Source organism: Azospirillum doebereinerae (genome assembly GCF_003989665.1).
Lineage (GTDB): Bacteria > Pseudomonadota > Alphaproteobacteria > Azospirillales > Azospirillaceae > Azospirillum > Azospirillum doebereinerae.
Genome location: NZ_RZIJ01000001.1, coordinates 479190 through 497792, shown reverse-complemented (window position 1 = coordinate 497792; position 18603 = coordinate 479190). Strand labels below are relative to the sequence as shown.

The 18603-nt window shown below is 69.9% G+C and carries 17 protein-coding genes; 9 read left to right on the top strand and 8 right to left on the bottom strand.

The genetic code is table 11. The features are described from left to right. Positions 1-34: 34 nt before the first annotated feature. Both EJ913_RS02215 and EJ913_RS02210 read right to left on the bottom strand, forming a co-directional pair. Positions 35-631: an ActR/PrrA/RegA family redox response regulator transcription factor gene (locus tag EJ913_RS02215; RefSeq protein ID WP_425321103.1), complete on the bottom strand. Its 597-nt coding sequence runs from the start codon at positions 629-631 to the stop codon at positions 35-37. A 2-nt stretch (positions 632-633) separates the two neighbouring features. Next, the gene (locus EJ913_RS02210; RefSeq protein ID WP_244939210.1) at positions 634-1956 is read right to left on the bottom strand and encodes an ActS/PrrB/RegB family redox-sensitive histidine kinase; all 1323 of its coding nucleotides are present in this window, start codon (positions 1954-1956) and stop codon (positions 634-636) included. Positions 1957-2115: 159 nt separating this feature from the next. Here EJ913_RS02210 and EJ913_RS02205 point away from each other — a divergent pair, with 159 nt between their 5' ends. The 7 genes from EJ913_RS02205 (at position 2116) to EJ913_RS02175 (ending at position 11484) form a co-directional block, all read left to right on the top strand. Further along, positions 2116-2970 (top strand): ABC transporter ATP-binding protein, encoded by an 855-nt coding sequence (locus EJ913_RS02205; protein ID WP_126994334.1) that lies wholly within the window; start codon positions 2116-2118, stop codon positions 2968-2970. Positions 2971-3034: 64 nt separating this feature from the next. Further along, entirely contained in the window at positions 3035-3874 is an 840-nt protein-coding gene (locus tag EJ913_RS02200) for an ABC transporter permease (RefSeq protein ID WP_126994333.1), read from the top strand. A 103-nt stretch (positions 3875-3977) separates the two neighbouring features. Beyond that, positions 3978-5093: a UDP-3-O-(3-hydroxymyristoyl)glucosamine N-acyltransferase gene (gene lpxD / locus EJ913_RS02195; protein ID WP_126994332.1), complete on the top strand. Its 1116-nt coding sequence runs from the start codon at positions 3978-3980 to the stop codon at positions 5091-5093. Positions 5094-5147: 54 nt separating this feature from the next. Beyond that, on the top strand, positions 5148-5918 hold the full coding sequence (locus EJ913_RS02190; RefSeq protein WP_126994331.1) for an RNA methyltransferase: 771 nt from the start codon (positions 5148-5150) through the stop codon (positions 5916-5918). Between the two features lie 49 nt (positions 5919-5967). Further along, the gene (locus tag EJ913_RS02185) at positions 5968-6690 is read left to right on the top strand and encodes a LytTR family transcriptional regulator DNA-binding domain-containing protein (protein WP_244939221.1); all 723 of its coding nucleotides are present in this window, start codon (positions 5968-5970) and stop codon (positions 6688-6690) included. Between the two features lie 118 nt (positions 6691-6808). Next, on the top strand, positions 6809-10558 hold the full coding sequence (locus tag EJ913_RS02180) for a response regulator (RefSeq protein WP_126994329.1): 3750 nt from the start codon (positions 6809-6811) through the stop codon (positions 10556-10558). Positions 10559-10566: 8 nt separating this feature from the next. Beyond that, positions 10567-11484 (top strand): diguanylate cyclase domain-containing protein, encoded by a 918-nt coding sequence (locus EJ913_RS02175; protein WP_126994328.1) that lies wholly within the window; start codon positions 10567-10569, stop codon positions 11482-11484. A gap of 26 nt (positions 11485-11510) precedes the next feature. Here EJ913_RS02175 and EJ913_RS02170 read toward each other — a convergent pair whose 3' ends face one another. The 3 genes from EJ913_RS02170 to EJ913_RS02160 form a co-directional block, all read right to left on the bottom strand. Then, positions 11511-11780 (bottom strand): hypothetical protein, encoded by a 270-nt coding sequence (locus EJ913_RS02170; RefSeq protein ID WP_126994327.1) that lies wholly within the window; start codon positions 11778-11780, stop codon positions 11511-11513. Between the two features lie 157 nt (positions 11781-11937). Further along, complete coding sequence (gene trxB, locus EJ913_RS02165) at positions 11938-12942, bottom strand: thioredoxin-disulfide reductase (RefSeq protein ID WP_126994326.1); 1005 nt, start codon at positions 12940-12942, stop codon at positions 11938-11940. Positions 12943-12971: 29 nt separating this feature from the next. Beyond that, complete coding sequence (locus tag EJ913_RS02160) at positions 12972-14882, bottom strand: hypothetical protein (protein WP_126994325.1); 1911 nt, start codon at positions 14880-14882, stop codon at positions 12972-12974. Positions 14883-15062: 180 nt separating this feature from the next. Here EJ913_RS02160 and EJ913_RS02155 point away from each other — a divergent pair, with 180 nt between their 5' ends. Both EJ913_RS02155 and EJ913_RS02150 read left to right on the top strand, forming a co-directional pair. Continuing rightward, complete coding sequence (locus EJ913_RS02155) at positions 15063-15674, top strand: PadR family transcriptional regulator (protein ID WP_126994324.1); 612 nt, start codon at positions 15063-15065, stop codon at positions 15672-15674. A 37-nt stretch (positions 15675-15711) separates the two neighbouring features. Next, positions 15712-16005 (top strand): DUF2218 domain-containing protein, encoded by a 294-nt coding sequence (locus EJ913_RS02150; protein WP_126994323.1) that lies wholly within the window; start codon positions 15712-15714, stop codon positions 16003-16005. Positions 16006-16151: 146 nt separating this feature from the next. Here the strand turns inward: EJ913_RS02150 and EJ913_RS02145 are convergent, their stop codons facing one another. From EJ913_RS02145 to EJ913_RS02135, 3 genes are all read right to left on the bottom strand, one after another. Beyond that, entirely contained in the window at positions 16152-16784 is a 633-nt protein-coding gene (locus tag EJ913_RS02145) for a 2OG-Fe(II) oxygenase (RefSeq protein ID WP_126994322.1), read from the bottom strand. A 47-nt stretch (positions 16785-16831) separates the two neighbouring features. Continuing rightward, complete coding sequence (locus tag EJ913_RS02140) at positions 16832-17488, bottom strand: 2OG-Fe(II) oxygenase (RefSeq protein ID WP_126994321.1); 657 nt, start codon at positions 17486-17488, stop codon at positions 16832-16834. A gap of 125 nt (positions 17489-17613) precedes the next feature. After that, positions 17614-18594: a mitochondrial fission ELM1 family protein gene (locus EJ913_RS02135; protein WP_126994320.1), complete on the bottom strand. Its 981-nt coding sequence runs from the start codon at positions 18592-18594 to the stop codon at positions 17614-17616. Between the last annotated feature and the right edge of the window lie 9 nt (positions 18595-18603).

Below are 18603 nucleotides of genomic sequence, written 5' to 3'. Positions count from 1 at the left end.
GATGGGGAGGGGGCAAGCGGACGCAGGCGCTTTCTCAAGCGCGGGGCGCGTGCTTGTTCAGGATGCGCTGGAGCGTGCGGCGGTGCATCTTCAGGCGGCGGGCGGTCTCCGACACGTTGCGGTCGCACTGCTCGAAGACGCGTTGGATGTGTTCCCACCGCACGCGGTCGGCCGACATCGGGTTGTCGGGCGGCTGGGGCAGGGTGCGCCCGTCGGCCAGCAGCGCCGATTCCACCGCGTCGGCATCGGCCGGCTTGGGCAGGTAGTCGACCGCCCCCGCCTTCACCGCCGCCACCGCCGTGGCGATGTTGCCGTAGCCGGTCAGCATGACGATGCGGGCGTCGGGCCGCGCGTCGCGCAGCGCCGCCACCACGTCCAGCCCGCTGCCGTCGCCGAGCCGCAGGTCGACCACCGCGAAGGCGGGCGCCGATTCCTGCGCGACCTCGATCCCCAGATGCACGCTGTCCACGGCGACGACGTTGAAGCCGCGCTTTTCCATCGCGCGGGCCAGCCGCGTGCGGAAGGGGGCGTCGTCGTCCACGATCAGGAGGCTGCGGGTCACGTCGCCGGTGAAGGTGAGCTTGACGGCGTCTCCCGACAGCAACTCGTCGTTGGTCTTGGCGTTGTCCACCGCTAGTCCTCTTTCTTTGCGTTGATTGTGTTCCAGCGTACGGAAATCCGGGCGCCACCGCCCTTGTTGTTTCCGTACATGACGGACGCGCCGGTCTTCTCCAGCAGCGTCTGCGCGATGAAAATGCCCAGCCCCATGTGGCCGGACTGGCCGGACCGCTCGCCGCGAACCGACAGATAGGGTTCGCCGATCCGCCCCAGCAGATGGGCGGGAAAGCCCGGCCCGTCGTCCATCACCGTGACGGTGACGCTCTGCCGGTCCCACGCCGCCGCGACCGTCACCTGACGGCGCGCGAACTGGTGGGCGTTCTGGATGAAGTTGCCCAACCCGTGGATGACCTCCGGGCTGCGGCGCAGAACGGGTTCCTCGGCCTCGCCTTCGGGCTGCGGTTCGACCGTCAGGGTAATGTGGCCCAGCCGGTGCGGGGCGGCGGCGGCCTCGATCAGCGTGGTCAGCGGCAGCCGCTCGAACGGGTCGCCGCCGTCGGCCTCGGGCTTGCGCGCCAGATCGGCCAGGATCTCGCGGCAGCGCATCACCTGGCTCTGCAGCAGCTCGACATCCTCGCCGTAGGGGCTGTCGGGCGGCAGGTCGTGCGCCAGCTCCTTGGCGACCACGGCGATGGTGCCGAGCGGCGAGCCCAGCTCATGCGCGGCGGCGGCGGCGAGCGCGCCCAGCGACGACAGCCGCTGTTCCCGCGCCAGCGCCACCTGCGAGGCGGCGAGCGCGTCGGCGAAGCGCCGCGCCTCGGCGGCGACGCGGAAGACGTAGCCGGCGATGAACAGCGCCGACACCGACAGCGACAGCCACACCCCGAAGGCGTAGAGCGGCGCCATGCTGCGCACCGGCTCCTGCCACGGCAGCGGGAAGTGCCACAGCGCCATCGCGGTCAGGCAGATCAGGTTCAGCCCGGTCAGCAGCACCGTGCTGTAGCGCGACAGGATGGCGGCGCCCACGGTCATCGGCGCCAGCAGCAGGATGGCGAAGGGGTTGCTGAGGCCCCCGGTCAGGTAGAGCAGCAGCGTCAGCTGCAGCATGTCGTAGCTGAGATACAGGGCCGCGTCGCGGTCGGCCAGCCGCAGCCGTCCGCCGCGCTGGGACATGGCGACGACGTTCAGCAGCGCCGACGCGCTGACGGCGGCCAGCACCGGCCCCAGCGGCAGCGGGAAGGCCAGCACCAGATGGACGAAGGCGACCGTCGCCAGCTGCCCGAACACCGCGACCCAGCGGATCAGGATGAGGGTGCGCAGCGTGATCCGCCCGTCCGGGTGGGACCATTGCGGCGGCATCGGCACCGTGGCCGGCAGGCTGGAGACAAGAGCGATCAAGACGGCGTTCCCCCGGAATGTCCCGTTGCCGGCCGCGTGGACCGCGGCTCTGGCGTGTTTTTGGTGTTCGGCTTGCGGATGTCCGACCCGCCGGTATACGACCTAAGGGTGTTCAGCCCGCCCTGGCGTTTCGGCCGCGGGCGGCCATATCCTGTCCCCATGACTGAGCCCACCCCTTATCCCCGGCCCGCCGGGGCCGCTGAGGCCGCCCCGCCTTCCGTCGCTCCGGCGCCCGCCATCGCCGCGACGGCGCTGACCAAGCTGTTCCCGACGCCCGGCGGCGGCACGGTGACGGCGGTCGATTCCCTATCCTTCACCGTGGCGCGCGGCGGTGTGACCGGCCTGCTGGGCGGGAACGGGGCTGGAAAGACGACCACCATCTCCATGCTGCTGGGGGTGCTGCTGCCGACCTCGGGGCGCGTGGACATTCTCGGCGTCGACATGGCGCGCCATCGGCATGCCGTGCTTCCGCGCATGAACTTCTCCTCGCCCTACGTCGAACTGCCCCATCGGTTGACGGTGCGGGAGAACCTTACCGTCTATGCCCACCTCTACGGTTTGACCTGCGTCAAAAAGCGCGTCCAAGAGCTGGCGGAGCAGCTTGACCTGGCTCGATTTCTCAATCGTCCGTCTGGCGGACTGTCGGCCGGCCAGAAAACGCGGGTGGCCCTGGCGAAGGCCTTGCTGAACGATCCCGAGGTCCTGCTGCTCGACGAACCGACCGCCTCGCTCGATCCCGACACGGCGGATTGGATCCGCACCTATCTGGAGCGTTACCGCGCCCGCACCGGCGCGACGATCCTGCTGGCCTCGCACAACATGCTGGAGGTCGAGCGGCTGTGCGACGACGTGCTGATGATGCGGCAGGGGCGCATCGTGGACCGGGGCGCGCCGGCGGCCCTGCTGGCGCGCTACGGCCGGACCTCCCTGGAGGAGGTGTTCCTCGACATCGCCCGCGCGCGGACCACGGCCACCGGAGCGGACACCAAGGCGGAGGCCGACGCGGCGGAGTGACGGGACGGACCTCCGCCCCCGCCGCGACCGCGCCGGACGAACCAGAAGAAAGCAGCCCCGAAGCATGCCCCACGACGCCATCCCCCAGAGCGGCATCCACCCCGCCGCCGACTTCTCCCTCCGCCGGGTCGGCGCGATGGTGCTGCGCTACTGGTATCTGCTGCGCGGGTCCTGGCCGCGCATCCTGGAGCTGGCCTATTGGCCGACCATGCAGATGATCCTGTGGGGCTACATCAACCAATTCATGGCGTCCTCCAGCGGCTGGGTCGCGCAAGGGGCCGGCGTGCTGGTCAGCGCGGTGCTGCTGTGGGACGTGCTGTTCCGCGGGCAACTCGGCGTCTCGGTCTCCTTTCTGGAGGAGATGTGGTCGCGCAACCTCGGGCACCTGTTCGTCAGTCCGCTGCGTCCCACCGAATGGATCGCCTCACTGATGGTGATGAGCCTGCTGCGCACCCTGATCGGCGTGCTGCCGGCGGCGGCGCTGGCGATCCCCTTCTTCGGCTATTCGGTGTTCGGGCTCGGGTTCCCGCTGATCGCCTTCTTCGCCAACTTGATCGTGATGGGCTGGTCGCTGGGCCTGCTGATCGTCGCGCTGATCCTGCGCTACGGCATGGGGGCGGAGGGGCTGGCCTGGATCGTCGTCTTCATGCTGGCCCCGGTCAGCGCCGTCTACTACCCGGTCACCGTGCTGCCCGGCTGGCTGCAGACCGTCGCCTGGGGGCTGCCGTCCTCCCATGTCTTCGAGGGCATGCGGGGGCTGCTCTACGGCGGAACGCTGCGCTGGGACCACTTGGCCTGGGCGACCGGGCTGAACGCGCTCTACATGGTGCTGAGCGTCGGCGTGTTCCTCTACGGCTTCCACCGGGCGCGGGTGCGTGGCGCCTTGCTGCAGACCGGGGAGTGAGCCGGCCGTCCGGCCCGGCGCTCCAGTGCGCCGAACGTCTCGCCAGCCGGTGTGCGGCCGTGTTAGGGTCGCCGCCGTTTTTCGACCAAGCCCGGTGCCCGTCATGAAGCTGTCCGAGATCGCCGCCGCCCTGGATGCCCGCGTCGAGGGCGACGAGACCATCGTGATTCGGCGCGCCGTCCATCCCTCCGAGGCCGAGGGGCCGGAGGATCTGGCCCTCGCCATGGACAAGGACCTGCTGGCGCTGCTGCCCGGCAGCAAGGCCGTCGCCGCCGTGGTGGCGGAGGGCGCCGAACTGCCCGACTCCATCCGGGGCCGCATCGTGGTGAAGCGCCCGCGCTACGCCATGGCCGGGCTGCTCGACGTCTTCGAGAAGCCGGTGCACGCTGAGCCGGGCGTCCATCCGCAGGCCTACGTCGCCCCCGACGCGGTGGTGGCGGACGGCGTCTCCATCGCGCCTTTCGCCTACATCGGGCCGCGCGCCCGCATCGGCGCCGGGACCATCGTCCTGCCGCACGTCACGGTGAGCGCCGACGCGGTGATCGGCGAGGGCAGCCTGCTGCATCCCGGCGCCCGCATCGGCGAGCGGGTGGTTCTGGGCGCCCGCTGCATCATCCATCCCAACGCGGCGGTCGGCAACGACGGTTTCAGCTTCGTAACGCCCGAACCGGGCAGCGTCGAATCGGCCAAGACGACCGGCCGCGTCGTCGGCACCAACGTGCTGCTGCGTCGGGTCAACTCGATCGGCACGGTGATCCTGGGCGACGACGTGGAGATCGGCGCCGGGGCCACCATCGACCGGGGCACGGTGACGGCGACCCGCATCGGCAGCGGCACCAAGATCGACAACCTCGTGCAGATCGGCCACAACGTGCAGATCGGCACCAACTGCATGCTGTGCGGCCATGTCGGTGTCGCCGGCAGCACGACCATCGGCGACCGCGTGGTGCTGGCCGGCAAGGTCGGGGTGGCCGACCATGTGAAAATCGGCAGCGACGCGGTGGTCGCGGCCAATTCCGGCGTCGGCACCGACATCCCGGCCAAGCAGGTCTACATGGGCTATCCCGCCGTCCCCCGCGCCCGCGCCTTCGAGCAGTACAAGGGCCTTGCCCGGCTCAAGCGCCTGTTCGCCGAGGTTGCCGACCTGAAGAACCGCCTCCACGCGGTCGACGGGCAGGGCAAGGCCCCGGCGGCGCCCGCCGAGGCCGGGCAGGACTAGGCCCACCCCTTAATCTTTGCAACCCCATTCCTCACGCACCGCACCCGAACCCCCATGACCTCCGGCCAGAACCCGACCCTTCCCTCCGTCCTCGGCGGCCCCGCCGTCATCCTGGTCCAGCCGCAGATGGGCGAGAACATCGGCGCCTGCGCGCGGGCGATGCTGAACTGCGGGCTGACCGACCTGCGGCTGGTCCGCCCGCGCGACGGCTGGCCGAACGAGAAGGCCACCGCCAACGCGTCGGGCGCCGACCTCGTGATCGACAACGCGCGGATCTACGAGACCACGGCCGAGGCGGTCGCCGACCTGGAGGTCGTCTTCGCCACCACCGCGCGCGGCCGCGACATGATCCAGCGCTTCGTCACCCCCCGCGTCGCGGCGGAGGAGATGCGCGCCCGTCACAGCGCCGGCCACCGCGTCGGCGTGATGTTCGGGCCGGAGCGCACCGGGCTGGTCAACGACGACCTGACCTACGCCCAGACGCTGATCACCGTTCCGCTGAACCCCGCCTTCGCCTCGCTGAACCTCGCGCAGGCGGTGCTGCTGATCGGCTACGAGTGGTTCCAGACCGGCGATCTGCCGCCCGAGCGCTTCCTGCACACCGGCGCGACCCGCCCGGCGACCAAGGCCGAGCTGGTGAACTACTTCGAGCATCTGGAAGGGGCGCTCGACCGCACCGGCTTCTTCACCAGCCCGGCCAAGCGCCCCTCGATGGTTCGCACCCTGCGCAACGCCCTGGAGCGCATGGAGATGACCGAGCAGGAGGTCCGCACCTTCCACGGCGTCATCGCCGCGCTGACCGGCAAGCGGAAAGGCGCGCCCTAACCCGCGCGTCCGGCTATACTCGGCGTCCATGGACTATGCCTTGCAGAACATGGACGTCGGTTTGGTGCTGCTCGACACCGGGCGGCGGGTGCTGGCGATCAACCCGGCGGCGGCGCGCATGCTGGGAAATCGCGTCGGCGGCCCCCCGAACGGCCTCGTCGGCGCCTCGCTGCACGATCTGCACCCGCCTTCCCACCGCGCCAAGGTGGAACTGTTGCTGGCCGCCGCCAACGACCCGGCCGCCCCGGCCTCGGCCTGCTCGATGATGGTGGCGCTGCCGGACCGGGTGCTGGTGCTGAAGGCGTCGGCGCTGACGCCGGGGGATGGCGCCCCGGTGGATGGCGCCCTAGTGAACGGCGTCCCGGTCACCGCGCTGGTGCTGATGGAGACGACCCGGCTGGCCAACGCCGCGCCGCCGCCCACCGCCGTTCCCGTCGAGCCGTTGGTCAAGCTGCCGGTGGAGAAGGGGCAGGGGCTGGTGCTGCTCGACCCCGCCGACGCGGTCTACCTCCAGGCCGACGGCCATTACACCAAGGTCCACACCGCCGAAGGGAGCTTCCTCTGCACGCTGCCCCTGTCGGAGTTGGAGGCCCGGCTCGATCCGCGCGGCTTCGTGCGCACCCATCGCGGCTACATCGTCAACCTGCGCCACGCCCGCGCTGTGGAGCGCCGGGACGGCCGCGCCGTCTTCATCATGGCGGCCCCCGGCGCGCCGCGCGTCCCGGTCAGCCGAGCGCGGGCCGAGGCGTTGAAGAAACGGCTGGCGCTGTAACCGTTTCCGGCTTTCGTTTTCCTGGGCGCACCCGCCCGATCAACCCGCTTGCGGTGGCGGCGCGGCGCGGCCCATACTACGCCCAAAGTTGTAAAGCAAGACCGGGCGGGCAACGGCGATGATGGAAGCAACCTCGACCGTGGGAGAACCGGCGGCGTTTTCGCCGTCCCGGCTGCGGCCGATTCTGCTCGCCACCTTCGGGTTGATCGCGGTCTTCGGGATCGGGTTCTGGGGCGCCGTCACCTGGAGCGACCGGGCCGAGGCGCTGCACCACGCCGAGGAGCAGGCGCAGTCCTCCGCCCGCATTCTGCAGGAGCATGTGCGCCGTTCGGTCAACACCGGCGATCTCGCCTTGGCCCGCGTGCTGGACCAGGTCCGGTATTACGGCATGGACGGCCTCGCGACCAACCGCGAGATGTGGCAGTCGATGCACGAGATGGTGGACAATCTGCCGGAGATCGCGGCGGTGTGGGTCCATGGCGCTGACGGTCACAGCCTGATGACCAGCCGCCAATACCCGGCTCCAACGGTCGCCGTCTCCGACCGGGCCTATTTCCGCCTTCACGCGGCGGGCGCGGATTTCCAGGTCGGGGAGCGCATCGTCGGCCGCATGACCGGCCAGCCGTCCTTCGTCGTCAGCCGCCGGATCGCGGCGAACGGACGTTTTCTGGGCGTCGTTCACGCCAACGTCGAGATCGACTATTACCGGCATCTGTTCGAAAGCCTCGACCTGGGGGCCGGGGCCTCCATCGCGCTTTACCGCGCCGACGGAACGCCGGTCCTGCGCTTTCCGGACACCGAGCCGCTGGATGGCCAGGACGGGCGCGAGGCCGTGCGCCGCGCCATCCGTTCCGCCACCGAAACCTTCCCGGTCGCCGCCCCGGTTCCGGGCGGCGTGCGCATCGTCTCCTACCAGCGCGTCCCGGAGCTGCCGCTGGTCGCCGTGGTCGGCCTGTCCGAGGCCACCGAACTCGCCGCGTGGCGGGAGCGGGCGGTGCGCGGCGGCGTCTTCGTCGCGCTGGCGGTGTTGGCCTGCGCCGGGCTGGCCTTCGCCGCCGCCCGCAGCCTGGAGCGCGAGACCGTCGGCCGCCGCCGCTTGGCCGCGGCGAACACCGACCTCGACGCCACCGCCCGCCGGCTGGAGGAGGCCAACCGCGCCTTCGCCACCGCCAACCGGCGGATGAATCTGATCCTGCATTCGGCGTCGGACAGCATCTGCGGCGTCGACCGCGCCGGCCGCATCACCTTCGCCAACCCGGCGGCCTCGGCGCTGACCGGCTACGCCAACGACGAACTGCTCGGGCAGAGCCTGCACGCGCTGATCCACAACCGGCGCGCCGACGGCAGCCCCTACCCGGCGATCGAAAGCCCGGTGACCGAGGTGCTGCACAGCGGCGAGACCCGGCGCGGGCTGGAGGACACCTACTGGACCAGGGCGGGCGAGCCGCTGACGGTGGAATACACCGTGTCGCCGATGATGGAGGACGGCCGGGTCGAGGGGGCGGTCGTGGTCTTCCACGAGATCGCCGAGCGCAAGCGCGCCGAGGAGGCGATGCAGAGCGCCCGCCTCGCCGCCGAGGCCGCCAGCCGTTCCAAGAGCGAGTTCCTGGCCAACATGAGCCACGAGATCCGCACGCCGATGAACGCGATCCTCGGGCTGATCCACCTGCTCCAGCAGACCGAGCTGTCGCCGCGGCAGGGCGACTACGTCCGCAAGGTGCGGGTGTCGGCGCAGTCGCTGCTGGGCATCCTGAACGACATCCTCGACTTCTCGAAGGTCGAGGCCGGGAAGATGGAGTTGGAGCGGGTCGAGTTCCGGCTCGACGAGCTGTTGCAGACGCTGGCCGTCATCATCGGTTCGGCGGCGCAGGAAAAGGACATCGAGGTCCTGTTCGCGGTGGCGCCCGACGTGCCGCTCGACCTGATCGGCGACCCTCTGCGGCTCCAGCAGGTGCTCATCAATCTCGCCGGCAACGCCATCAAGTTCACCGAGGCGGGCGAGGTGGTGGTGACGGTGCGGGCGCGGGCGGTGGCGGACGACCACGCGGTGCTGGCCTTCTCGGTGCGCGACACCGGCGTCGGCATCACGCCCGAGCAGAAGGGGCGGTTGTTCCAGGCGTTCAGCCAGGGCGACAGCTCCACCACCCGGCGCTACGGCGGGACCGGGCTGGGGCTGGCGATCTGCACGCGGCTGATCGGGCTGATGGGTGGCGTCATGGACGTGGACAGCGTCGTGGGGCAGGGCAGCGACTTCCACTTCGACGCACGGTTCGGCCGTCCCGCCGCGCGCACGGCCCGCCCCGCCGCGCTGCGCCCGGTGCCGCGAGACCTGTCGGTGCTGGTGGTGGACGACAACCCGACCGCGCGCGAGGTGCTGACCGAGATCGCCCAGACCTTCGGCTGGTCGGTCACAGCCTGCCGCAACGGATTGGCCGCGCTGGAGGAACTGGAACGCGCGGCGGGCGCGGGGCGGCCCTACGATGTCGTGCTGATGGACTGGAAGATGCCCGAGATGGACGGCATGGAGGCGGCGCGCCGCATCCGCGCCGATGCCCGTGCCGGGGCGCCGATGATCATCGTCATCAGCGGCTATGGTCGCGAGCGGGTCGGGTCGCTGTTCGAGGAGATCGGGGTCGCCGGTTTCCTGGTGAAGCCGGTCACCGCCTCCACCCTGCTGGACGCGGTGACGGTGGCCTATTCCCAGAGTCCCGGCGCCTCCCTGCCGCGCGCCTTGCCTGATCCGATGGGGCCAGGTGCGGCCGGGTCAGCGCTGTGCGGAGCGAATTGGGACGTCAACCGCGCCCTGCGCGGACGCCGGCTGCTGCTGGCCGAGGACAACGTCATCAGCCAGGAGGTCGCCCGCGAGATCCTGGAGCGGGCCGGTGCCCGCGTCACCACCGCCAACGACGGGTGGCAGGCGGTGGAATGCGTGCGCCAGTCGTCGCAGCCCTTCGACGCCATCCTGATGGATGTGCAGATGCCGGGAATGGACGGGTTCGAGGCGACTGCGGCGATGCGCGCCTTGCCCGGTGGCGATTCCCTGCGGATCATCGCCATGACCGCCAGCGCCCTGCCGGTCGACCGCCAGCGCTGCCTCGACCATGGAATGAACGACCACGTGCCGAAGCCCTTCGACATCGCCCAGTTGTTCGAGGTGCTGACCCGCTGGATCGGACCGCCGCTTCTGGCGGTCGCCCGCTGCGGCGCGGCGCCGGTGGCGCCCGTGAAGGCCGCCGCCCGTGCCGACGGGCTGCCCGACCGGTTGCCCGGCATCGACCTCGCCGACGCGCTGAACCGGCTCGACGGCGACGCCGGGCTGCTCCGCCGCTTCGTCGCCGAGTTCGCGCGCGGCTATGGCGGGGTGGCCGACGGGATCGCCGCCGCGTTGGAGCAGGGTGACCTGCCGCGCGCCAAGGCGTTGAGCCACGAGTTGAAAAGCGTCGCCGGCAACATCGGCGCCCGCCGCCTGTCCGACGCCGCCGACGCGGTGCAGATCGCCGCTTACCGGGGGGATCCGGCGGCCGTCGGCCTGCAGGTCCCGGTGCTGCGCGAGGAGCTGGCGGCGATCATGAAATCGGCGGCCCTGCTGTCCGCCGCGCCGCTCGCCGCCAAGGCGCCGACGACGACCGGCCCGCTCGACCGCGCGGCGCTGGAGGCCGCCTTTCCGCCCTTCGTCACACTGTTGCGAGACAGCAACTTCGCAGCGGCGGAAGAGTTCGCTATTCTGGCGCCGTTGCTGGCGGACTGGGTCGATCCTTCCACGATGAAAGGTCTGACCGCCGCCATCGACAGCCTGGACTTCACCAAGGCGCTTGGGCTCGTGCAGCGGATTGCACGGGACCTCGGCCTTCCGACACCGACGGTCTGAACCCGCCCATGGCCGACCCGCGCCCGAAAATCCTGGTGGTGGATGACATCCCGTCCAACGTCCATGTGCTGAGCCGCATCCTCAAGGACGATTACGACATCTACTTCGCCACAGACGGCGAAAAGGCGCTGGAACTGGTGCAGCGGCGGCTGCCCGACCTCGTCCTGCTCGACATCATGATGCCGGGCATGGACGGTTACGAGGTGTGTTCCCGCATCAAGGCCGATCCGGCGACCAACGACATCCCGGTCATCTTCATCTCCGCCAAGAGCGAGGTGGAGGACGAGACGCGCGGTCTGGAGGTCGGCGCCATCGACTTCATCACCAAGCCGATCAGCCCGCCCATCGTGAAGGCGCGGGTGCGCAACCATCTTCTGCTGAAACGGCAGGCCGACCTGCTGCGCAGTCTGTCCTTCCTGGACGGGTTGACCGGCATCGCCAACCGCCGCCGTTTCGACGAGACGATGGAGCGGGAGTGGCGCCGTTGCGCCCGCATCCAGCAGCCGGTGTCGCTCGTCATCCTCGATGTCGACCATTTCAAGGCCTACAACGACCAGTACGGCCACCAGTCCGGGGACGAGTGTCTGCGCGCGGTGGCCGAGGTGCTGGCCGAGCGGATGAAGCGCCCCTGCGATCTCGTCGCGCGGTATGGCGGCGAGGAGTTCGTCTGTCTGCTGCCGGAGACGGAGAATCGCGGGGCGGCGCAGGTCGCGGAGTGGCTGCGCGCGGCGGTGGCCGATTGCGGCATCCCGCACGCCAACTCGCCGGTGGCGCCGCACGTCACCATCAGCCTGGGCGTCGCCACCATGGTTCCGGCGACCGGCCGTACGCCGGACCAGTTGGCGCAGGCGGCCGATCAACTGCTGTATCAGGCCAAGCGGGCGGGCCGGAATCGGGTGCAGGGCGCCACCGTTCCGGCGCTTTGAAGGCGGCTTCCGCCGCCCCGCCCGTGTCAGTGCGTGGTGGCGCCGGTCCCGCAGGAGCCGCCGCCGCACCCGCAACCGCCTTCGGGCGCCAGAACCCGGATGGCGCCGCCCGCCGTCGCCAGCACGGCGGCCAGCGGCAGGCCGGTCGCCTCGGCCACCGCGCCCAGACTGGCTTCGAGCGGCAGCCCGGCTTCGGGGCCGAAGGCCGGGTGCAGCATCGCCAGCCGTCGCCGCGCCACCGGATCATGCGCGTCCAGGTCGGCGAGGCTGGTGTCGGCGGTCACGTCGAGGCTCATGCTGGGCTTCCTTGATCTTTGCTCACGTCCTTTTGCCCCTCCCTGACCCTTCCCCGCTTCGCGGCAAAGGGACTGCCGCCACTCTCCCCTCCACCGTCATCGGCGGGGGAGGGGGCTCGCGCAAGCGGGTGGGAAGGGGGGCGGCGCGTTTATCGTCTTACCACGTCCCCGCCGGGCTGCGGTCGCCGTGGGCGCCAGCCGCCGGCTCGTGATGGGCCAGCCAGCGCTCGGCCTCCAGCGCGGCCATGCAGCCCATGCCGGCCGCGGTCACCGCCTGCCGGTAGACCTTGTCCTTCACGTCGCCCGCCGCGAAGACGCCGACGACGTCGGTCGCGGTCGAATCGGGGGTGGTGACGATGTAGCCGGCCTCGTCCATTGCGACCTTGCCCTTGAAGACCGCCGTCGCCGGCTCGTGGCCGATGGCGACGAAGACGCCGGCCGCCGGGATGACGCGGGGTTCGCCGGTCTTCACGTTCTTCACGCGCACGCCGGTGACGCCGCGCGGGTTGCCCAGGCTGCCATCACCCTCGCCGACGATCTCCTCGACCGCGCTGTCCCACACCACCTCGATCTTCGGGTGGCGGAACAGGCGGTCCTGCATGATGCGCTCGGCCCGGAAGCTGTCGCGGCGGTGGATGACCGTCACCTTGGTGGCGTGGTTTGTCAGGTACAGCGCCTCCTCGACGGCCGAGTTGCCGCCGCCGATCACCGCGACCTCCTTGCCCCGGAAGAAGAAGCCGTCGCAGGTGGCGCAGGCCGACACGCCGGCCCCGCGGTAGATCTCCTCGCTGGAGATCCCGAGCCAGCGCGCCTGGGCGCCGGTCGCGATGATGACGCTGTCGGCGGTGTAGGTGTCGCCGCTGTCGCCCTTGCAGACAAAGGGACGCTGGGTGAAATCGACCTCGGTGATCAGGTCGAAGACCATTTTCGTGCCGACGTGCTCGGCCTGCTTCTGCATCTGCTCCATCAGCCACGGACCCTGGATCGGGTCGGCGAAGCCGGGGTAGTTCTCCACGTCGGTGGTGATCATCAGCTGGCCGCCCGGCTGCATCCCCTGGACCATGAGCGGCTCCAGATTGGCTCTGGCGGCGTAGATCGCCGCCGTGTAGCCGGCCGGGCCGGCGCCGATGATGAGGACCTTGGTGTGATGGGTGCTGGGCATGGGCGTCGTCTCGGGCGAAGAGGGAACGGTCAGAAACCGAACATATGGTCGAGGCTGAAGGCGCTGTCACCGGCGGCAAGGCAGCCATGATAGCCGAACAGCCGGCAGGTCGTGTCGCGGATCAGCACATAGGCGTGGTCGCCCGCCGCCGACCGTTCCGCCTCCGTGAACGTCTCGCTGGCGCGCCAGTAGAGCGAGCCGCCGCAAGGGATCGCCACCTTCCGCCGGGCGATCTCGACGCCGTCGCGCCGGGTCAGCACCAGGCCGGTGTCGGAGGTGGCGTGCCAGGGCGTGGAGGCCGGGTAGACCAGATGGCAGAGCGTGTCCCACGGCGTGCCGAGCCGTAGGAACAGCCGGGTCGACAGGCCGGGCGGACGGCCGTGGTAGCTCTGCGGCTCGTCGCGATAGACCATCGCCATGTTGAACAGGTGGCTGCCGAAGCTGGTCTCCGCCACATGGCCGGTGTTCACGTCCTCGTAACGAACCAGCGCGTGCAGCCAGCCGTCGGCCATCGTTCCGGCTTCGAAATCATAGACCAGTTCGACATGCCCCCAGCCGCCGGGCAGGGCGGTTTTGCCCAGCATCGCGGTCACGTCCAGCGCCACGCTGTCCGTGCGCTTGAGGTTGCCGAAGCGGTGCTCGGCCAGGGCGGCGCCGTCGCGGTCGTAGACCACCGCCTTGACCGGCAGTTCGGTCTGCGCGGTGCTCATCGGCGTCGGCAGCAGGATGGTGCGCCAGCGCGCGACCGGCAGCAGCGGGGCTGGCAGGATGTGGCCCTTGCCGATGGCGCCGCCGGTCAGAACCGGCAACTTCGGGTCGGGCTTGAGGTCGGTGCGTTCGACGTTGGCGTGTGCGATGCGGCGGCGGCCGCTTTCGGCGAGGATCTCGTAACGGGGCCGGACGAAATGCTTGCCCGCCTGAATTTCGAACTGCAACGGCCAGCGCGCGTCGGGAAACAGGTCGCGGGTGTCGAGCGCCACGGTGGCGAAGGGCGGGATCTCGCGGTCGAAGGCGCGGACGTCGTCGGAGCCCATCGGGTTCAGCCCGACCGCGCCCGCCGGGATCGGCGTCGGGTGACTGTTCTGGATCCACAACGACACGCGCTCGTCCTCGCGCGGGGCGGGCAGGCCGGCGTAGAGTTCCGCCGGCCACGCGTTGGCGTCGTGGGTGCAGGACAGCACGGTCCCGTCGTCGCCGTAGGTGTCGAGCGCGTATTTCACCACGTCGTGCCCGGCGGCGCCGATGACGTGCAGGAACAGCGTGCCGCAGAAGTCGCCCAAGCCCAGCCGCTCGCGGACCTGCCGGCTGTCGATCACCACGGTGCCGTCGCTGGGCGGCATCGCCTCGGTCCATTCGGCCAGCGGGCGCCCGTCGCGGTCGAACAGGCAGGCCCACAGCCGGGTGCCCTTGGCGCCGTAGCGCGGCCAGTAATTGGCCGAAACGATGCGGGTGTGCTGGCCGTCCTCGTCGCGGAACCAAGCGAAGTTGGTCGCCCAGTTGTACTTGGACAGGTAGTGGCCGGGGTTGTTCAGCATGTCCTCGGGCACGCGCATGGCGTCCAGCGAGACGACGCCGACCTCCCTCGGGATCAGGTGGGCGATGTGACCTTCGCAGCGCTGGGAATCGAAGGCGACGACGAAGACGGTGCGGGCGCCGCTCTCGGGCAACTCCGTCACCGCCCGGGCGGCGTGGCCGAACACCTCGGTGCCGACCCGCTCGACGTTCTGCACGTAGACCCCGGCCACCGGGATCGCCGACAGGTCGTAGAACTCGGCCAGCCCCGACAGCAGGCCGAGCGGGTCGTAGAAGGCCACCGGGCCGAAGGAGGCCAACCGCGCCATCAGGATCGCCGCCTTGGGCGCCGCCAGCGGGTGGCCTACCGCCTTGAAGAAGCTGGAGCCGCCGGTGACGTTGGAAAAGGTCTCGATCCGAAGGGGCATTCTGACACACGCGCGAAAACGACCTGGGGCGTCGGTTATAGCCCATCGGTAAGGAGGCGGGACAGTGCTTTGTCCCGAAGGGGTGGGTGCGGCGCGTTCCTCGTTTTTCTCCTTGTCGAAGATGCAGTTTCGATATATCTAAGTTTCCGATATATCGAAACTGCATCAAGAGAGGGTCTCATGCTTCGTCATATGTTTCACGCCTGCGGGCGCCGTTTTTCCCGGCCGGACTTCGAGGATGAAGGCGGTCATGGCCATGGGCACGGCCGTGGCGGCCACGGCCGTGGCGGGCGGGGCGGCTTTGGTGGATGGGGCGGGCGCGAGCGCGGCGAGCGCCGTGTCTTCGACCAGGGCGACCTCCGCCTCGTCCTGCTCTGGCTGATCGAGGAGAAGCCGCATTCCGGCTACGACCTCATCAAGTCCATCGAGGATCTGGTGGGCGGCGCCTACAGCCCCAGCCCCGGAGTCGTCTACCCGACGCTGACCCTGCTGGAGGAGCAGGGCCACATCCGCGTGGCCTCCAGCGAGGGCAACAAGAAGCTCTACGCGATCACGGAGGAGGGCTCGGAAGCGCTCAAGGCCAGCGCCACGACCGTCGCGGCGATCCGCGAACGCATCGCCCACGCCCGCGCCCGCCATGGCGGGGAGCGGTCGCCCCAGATCGTCCGGGCGATCGAGAACTTCAAGCTGGCGCTGCGCCTGCGGCTGTCGCGCGGCGACCTGACGCCCGAGCAGACGCAGGCCGTCGCCGCCGCCATCGACGCCGCCGCGCTGGCGGTCGAACGGTCCTGAGCAACGCAACGCTTTACGAGTAGCGGAGAATCAGAGCATGGCCGCAACGACCACGCGCATCGCGACGACCAACGGGCGCCGCTACATGATCCAACTCTGCAAGCACTGGGCGCACAAGTTCGCGGTGACCCAGGAGGGCGACCAGGGCGTCGTGCCCTTTGCGGAGGACCGCCGTTGCCTGCTGGCGGCCGACGATGCCGGGCTGGGGATCACCATCGAGGCGGACGACGCCGATGCGCTGCCCCGGCTTCAGGAGGTGGTGATCGACCATCTCAAACGCTTCGCCTTCCGTGAGGAGCTTGGCGAGTCGGTTTGGACGCCGGTGGGGTGAGGGCCTTTGCCCCCTCCCTGGCCCTTCCCCGCTTGTCAGCGGGAGAGGGAACTGCCGCCGAGTGCCGACAAAGGTTCGGCCCCCTCTCCCGCGTAAGCGGGGGGGGGGATGGGGAGGGGGCCAGCCTGCCTACCGGCCGCCCGCCTTTAATACCCCTTCGACTCGACGCCGAAGACGCCCTTGGCCCAGGCGCCGATCCGGTGGCGCATCTGCTCGTGCCAGATGTAGACGCCGCCCTTGACCCAGTTCATCTGGATGGCGCGGCGCTGGCCCTCGAACGGGTAGTGGCCGTGCCAGGAGGTGTCGCTGCGGCGGAAGCACATCAGCGTGCCTTCCTCCGGCGGGACCTCGGCCGCGTAATCCTCCAGGTTCTGCGAGCGCAGGATGCGCAGCCGGCCGCCCGAGGCCTCCCAGGGCGGGTTCATGTAGATCAGCACGGTGATGACCTTGCTGGCCGAATCCGGGTGGATCTTGCCGTCCGTCGGGCGGCACATGCCGCGCGCGGTGAACATGGTCGGGTATTTCGACAGGTCGAGGTCGAACTTGTCGGAGAAGGCCTTGCAGACCTCCGGCCCCTTCAACTCCGCGATCATGGCGTCGAAGGCCGGCCCCTGCGGGAAGACGCCGAGCGGGATCGAGCCGGGCTTGTCCACCTTGGGGTAGTCGCGGTGCAGCGCCTCCAGATGCTCCTTCTTCACGAAGCCCGGAACGCACAGGAAGTCGTACGGGTCGTGCTGCAGGGGCGTGGCGCGGAACTTGTCCAGATCGAGCATGGACATCGCAGGAAATCTCCCAGGGGGCAGGTCGGTCAAGAGGACGCTATTAATCACGCAATGGGCTGGTCGGGGAAGCACAGCTCTTGCCGCGCCCGCCATTCCGGCGACACGTAGTTCACGATGATCGACTTGCGCACCCCGTCGATGGGCCGCTTGGCGAAACCGTGCCACGTGTCGGCGCCGGGGATGAAGATCAGCCCCTCGTTGAAGGCGTAGGGCGCTCGGGCGACGATTGTCCGCGTCGAGTCCAGCACGTCGGTGCCCCAGTCGGCGCAGTTCGGCCCCTTCGAGAGATAGACCAGCATCGTGTATTTCTTGACGCCGATGTCGGTGTGCGGCTCCAGCCAGAAGCCGTCGGTGTCCTGGCAGTATTCGATGCGCAGGCTGGTGCCCGACAGATCCACCGCGCAGGTCCGCTGGATGGCGTCGGTGACCGCGCGATCCTGGAAGGCCTGGGCGACGGCCTCGCAGACCGGGTGCTTGGCGCGGTTCTCCGCCCCGAAATAAGTACGCGAGGCGTTGTTGGTCTCGCGCTTGCCGTAGGTGTCGGACACGCGGGGCGGTCCCCAGGGCAGCGCCGCGATGGCGTCGGCGGCCTCCTCCGGCAGGGCGTCGGCGAGAAGCCAGTGGCGGTAGGGCTGCGCGAAGCTCCGGCTGCCGTCCAGGCAGCGCAGGAAGCTCTGGGAAACGGCGGCGGGCGTGGTCATGGGGCGGGTCATCCGGATCGGGACGGCAAGATTTTAGGCAAACCGGGCGCTTTTATGGCACGGAGCACGGCGACGGAGCGCCGCGAAATCGGTGACTTCGCGGGGTGCGCCGTTCGGTCGCGGGATCAATGCGTGTGGTGGCGCGCACGGTGCACCGCAAGGCGGTGGCGCAGCTCGTCGGCGACACCGCGGGTGTCGTCGAGCAGCGGGTGGTCCCAACGGTCGAGATTGCCGTCGAAGGGCCGGGTGATGCCGTCCTTGTACAATCCCTCGTGGAAGGCGCGGAATTTGGGCGACCCGCCCTCCAGCTCGATCACGTAGACCGGCTTCCCGGTGGAGCAGGCCTCCGAGGTCATCGACACGCTGTCGCAGGTCACCACCACCACATCGGCGAGGCCGAGATAGCCGAAATAGGGGTTCTCGCCGGTGCCGTCCCACACCTCCGCCGGCAGGCCGGACAGGCGGGCGCGCAGGATCGCCTCGTTGTCGGCCCCGGTGCGGCGTGACGGCGTCACCATCAGCCCGGCGCCATGGGTTCGCGTCAGCCCGGCGAGCTTTTCCGCCACCGCGCCGGTGATCGCCGGGGTCAGGCTGTAGACGCCGTTGTTGCCGCCGATCAGCACGGCGATGCGCGGGTGGGGCAGATGGGCCAGGCGCGGGGCGAAACGCGTCGCGGCGTCCGCCAGGATCGACGGGGTGACCCGGTGCAGTGCGCCGCGCGTCACCAGGACGTTGTCGCCGCGCAAGCGATCGTGGCGCGGGACGACGACGAGGTCGAAATGGCGCGGCGCGATCTGGGGATCCTGGATCTGCACCGTGAAGGTCCGCCCGCGCGACTGGCGGCGCGCGGTCAGCGACGGGGCGATGCTCTGCCGTCCGGTGGCGATCAGCAGGTCGGGCCAGGGCGGCTCGATGGGATCGCCCTTCGGCCCGGCGGCGAAGCGGTTGCCGACCCGCAGATAGGGGCTGAGCTGGCGCCACGGGCTGCGCAGCGACACGCGCTTGACGACGGGGGTCAGGCCCAGCGCCTCGGCCAGGCCGATGCACTGGTTTTCCATGCCCGGCTTGCCGTCGGACACCACCCAGCAGGTGAGGTGTTGCATCATGTCTCGGAA

Excerpts from the sequence above, each read along its gene's own strand:
- EJ913_RS02205 (WP_126994334.1), top strand. The coding sequence starts at position 2,116 with ATGACTGAGCCCACCCCTTATCCCCGGCCCGCCGGGGCCGCTGAGGCC.
- EJ913_RS02145 (WP_126994322.1), bottom strand. The coding sequence starts at position 16,784 with ATGTCCATGCTCGATCTGGACAAGTTCCGCGCCACGCCCCTGCAGCAC.
- EJ913_RS02140 (WP_126994321.1), bottom strand. The coding sequence starts at position 17,488 with ATGACCACGCCCGCCGCCGTTTCCCAGAGCTTCCTGCGCTGCCTGGAC.
- EJ913_RS02185 (WP_244939221.1), top strand. The coding sequence starts at position 5,968 with ATGGACGTCGGTTTGGTGCTGCTCGACACCGGGCGGCGGGTGCTGGCG.
- EJ913_RS02155 (WP_126994324.1), top strand. The coding sequence starts at position 15,063 with ATGCTTCGTCATATGTTTCACGCCTGCGGGCGCCGTTTTTCCCGGCCG.
- EJ913_RS02180 (WP_126994329.1), top strand. The coding sequence starts at position 6,809 with ATGATGGAAGCAACCTCGACCGTGGGAGAACCGGCGGCGTTTTCGCCG.
- EJ913_RS02160 (WP_126994325.1), bottom strand. The coding sequence starts at position 14,882 with ATGCCCCTTCGGATCGAGACCTTTTCCAACGTCACCGGCGGCTCCAGC.
- EJ913_RS02175 (WP_126994328.1), top strand. The coding sequence starts at position 10,567 with ATGGCCGACCCGCGCCCGAAAATCCTGGTGGTGGATGACATCCCGTCC.
- EJ913_RS02150 (WP_126994323.1), top strand. The coding sequence starts at position 15,712 with ATGGCCGCAACGACCACGCGCATCGCGACGACCAACGGGCGCCGCTAC.
- EJ913_RS02135 (WP_126994320.1), bottom strand. The coding sequence starts at position 18,594 with ATGATGCAACACCTCACCTGCTGGGTGGTGTCCGACGGCAAGCCGGGC.
- EJ913_RS02170 (WP_126994327.1), bottom strand. The coding sequence starts at position 11,780 with ATGAGCCTCGACGTGACCGCCGACACCAGCCTCGCCGACCTGGACGCG.
- EJ913_RS02200 (WP_126994333.1), top strand. The coding sequence starts at position 3,035 with ATGCCCCACGACGCCATCCCCCAGAGCGGCATCCACCCCGCCGCCGAC.
- EJ913_RS02190 (WP_126994331.1), top strand. The coding sequence starts at position 5,148 with ATGACCTCCGGCCAGAACCCGACCCTTCCCTCCGTCCTCGGCGGCCCC.
- lpxD (WP_126994332.1), top strand. The coding sequence starts at position 3,978 with ATGAAGCTGTCCGAGATCGCCGCCGCCCTGGATGCCCGCGTCGAGGGC.
- trxB (WP_126994326.1), bottom strand. The coding sequence starts at position 12,942 with ATGCCCAGCACCCATCACACCAAGGTCCTCATCATCGGCGCCGGCCCG.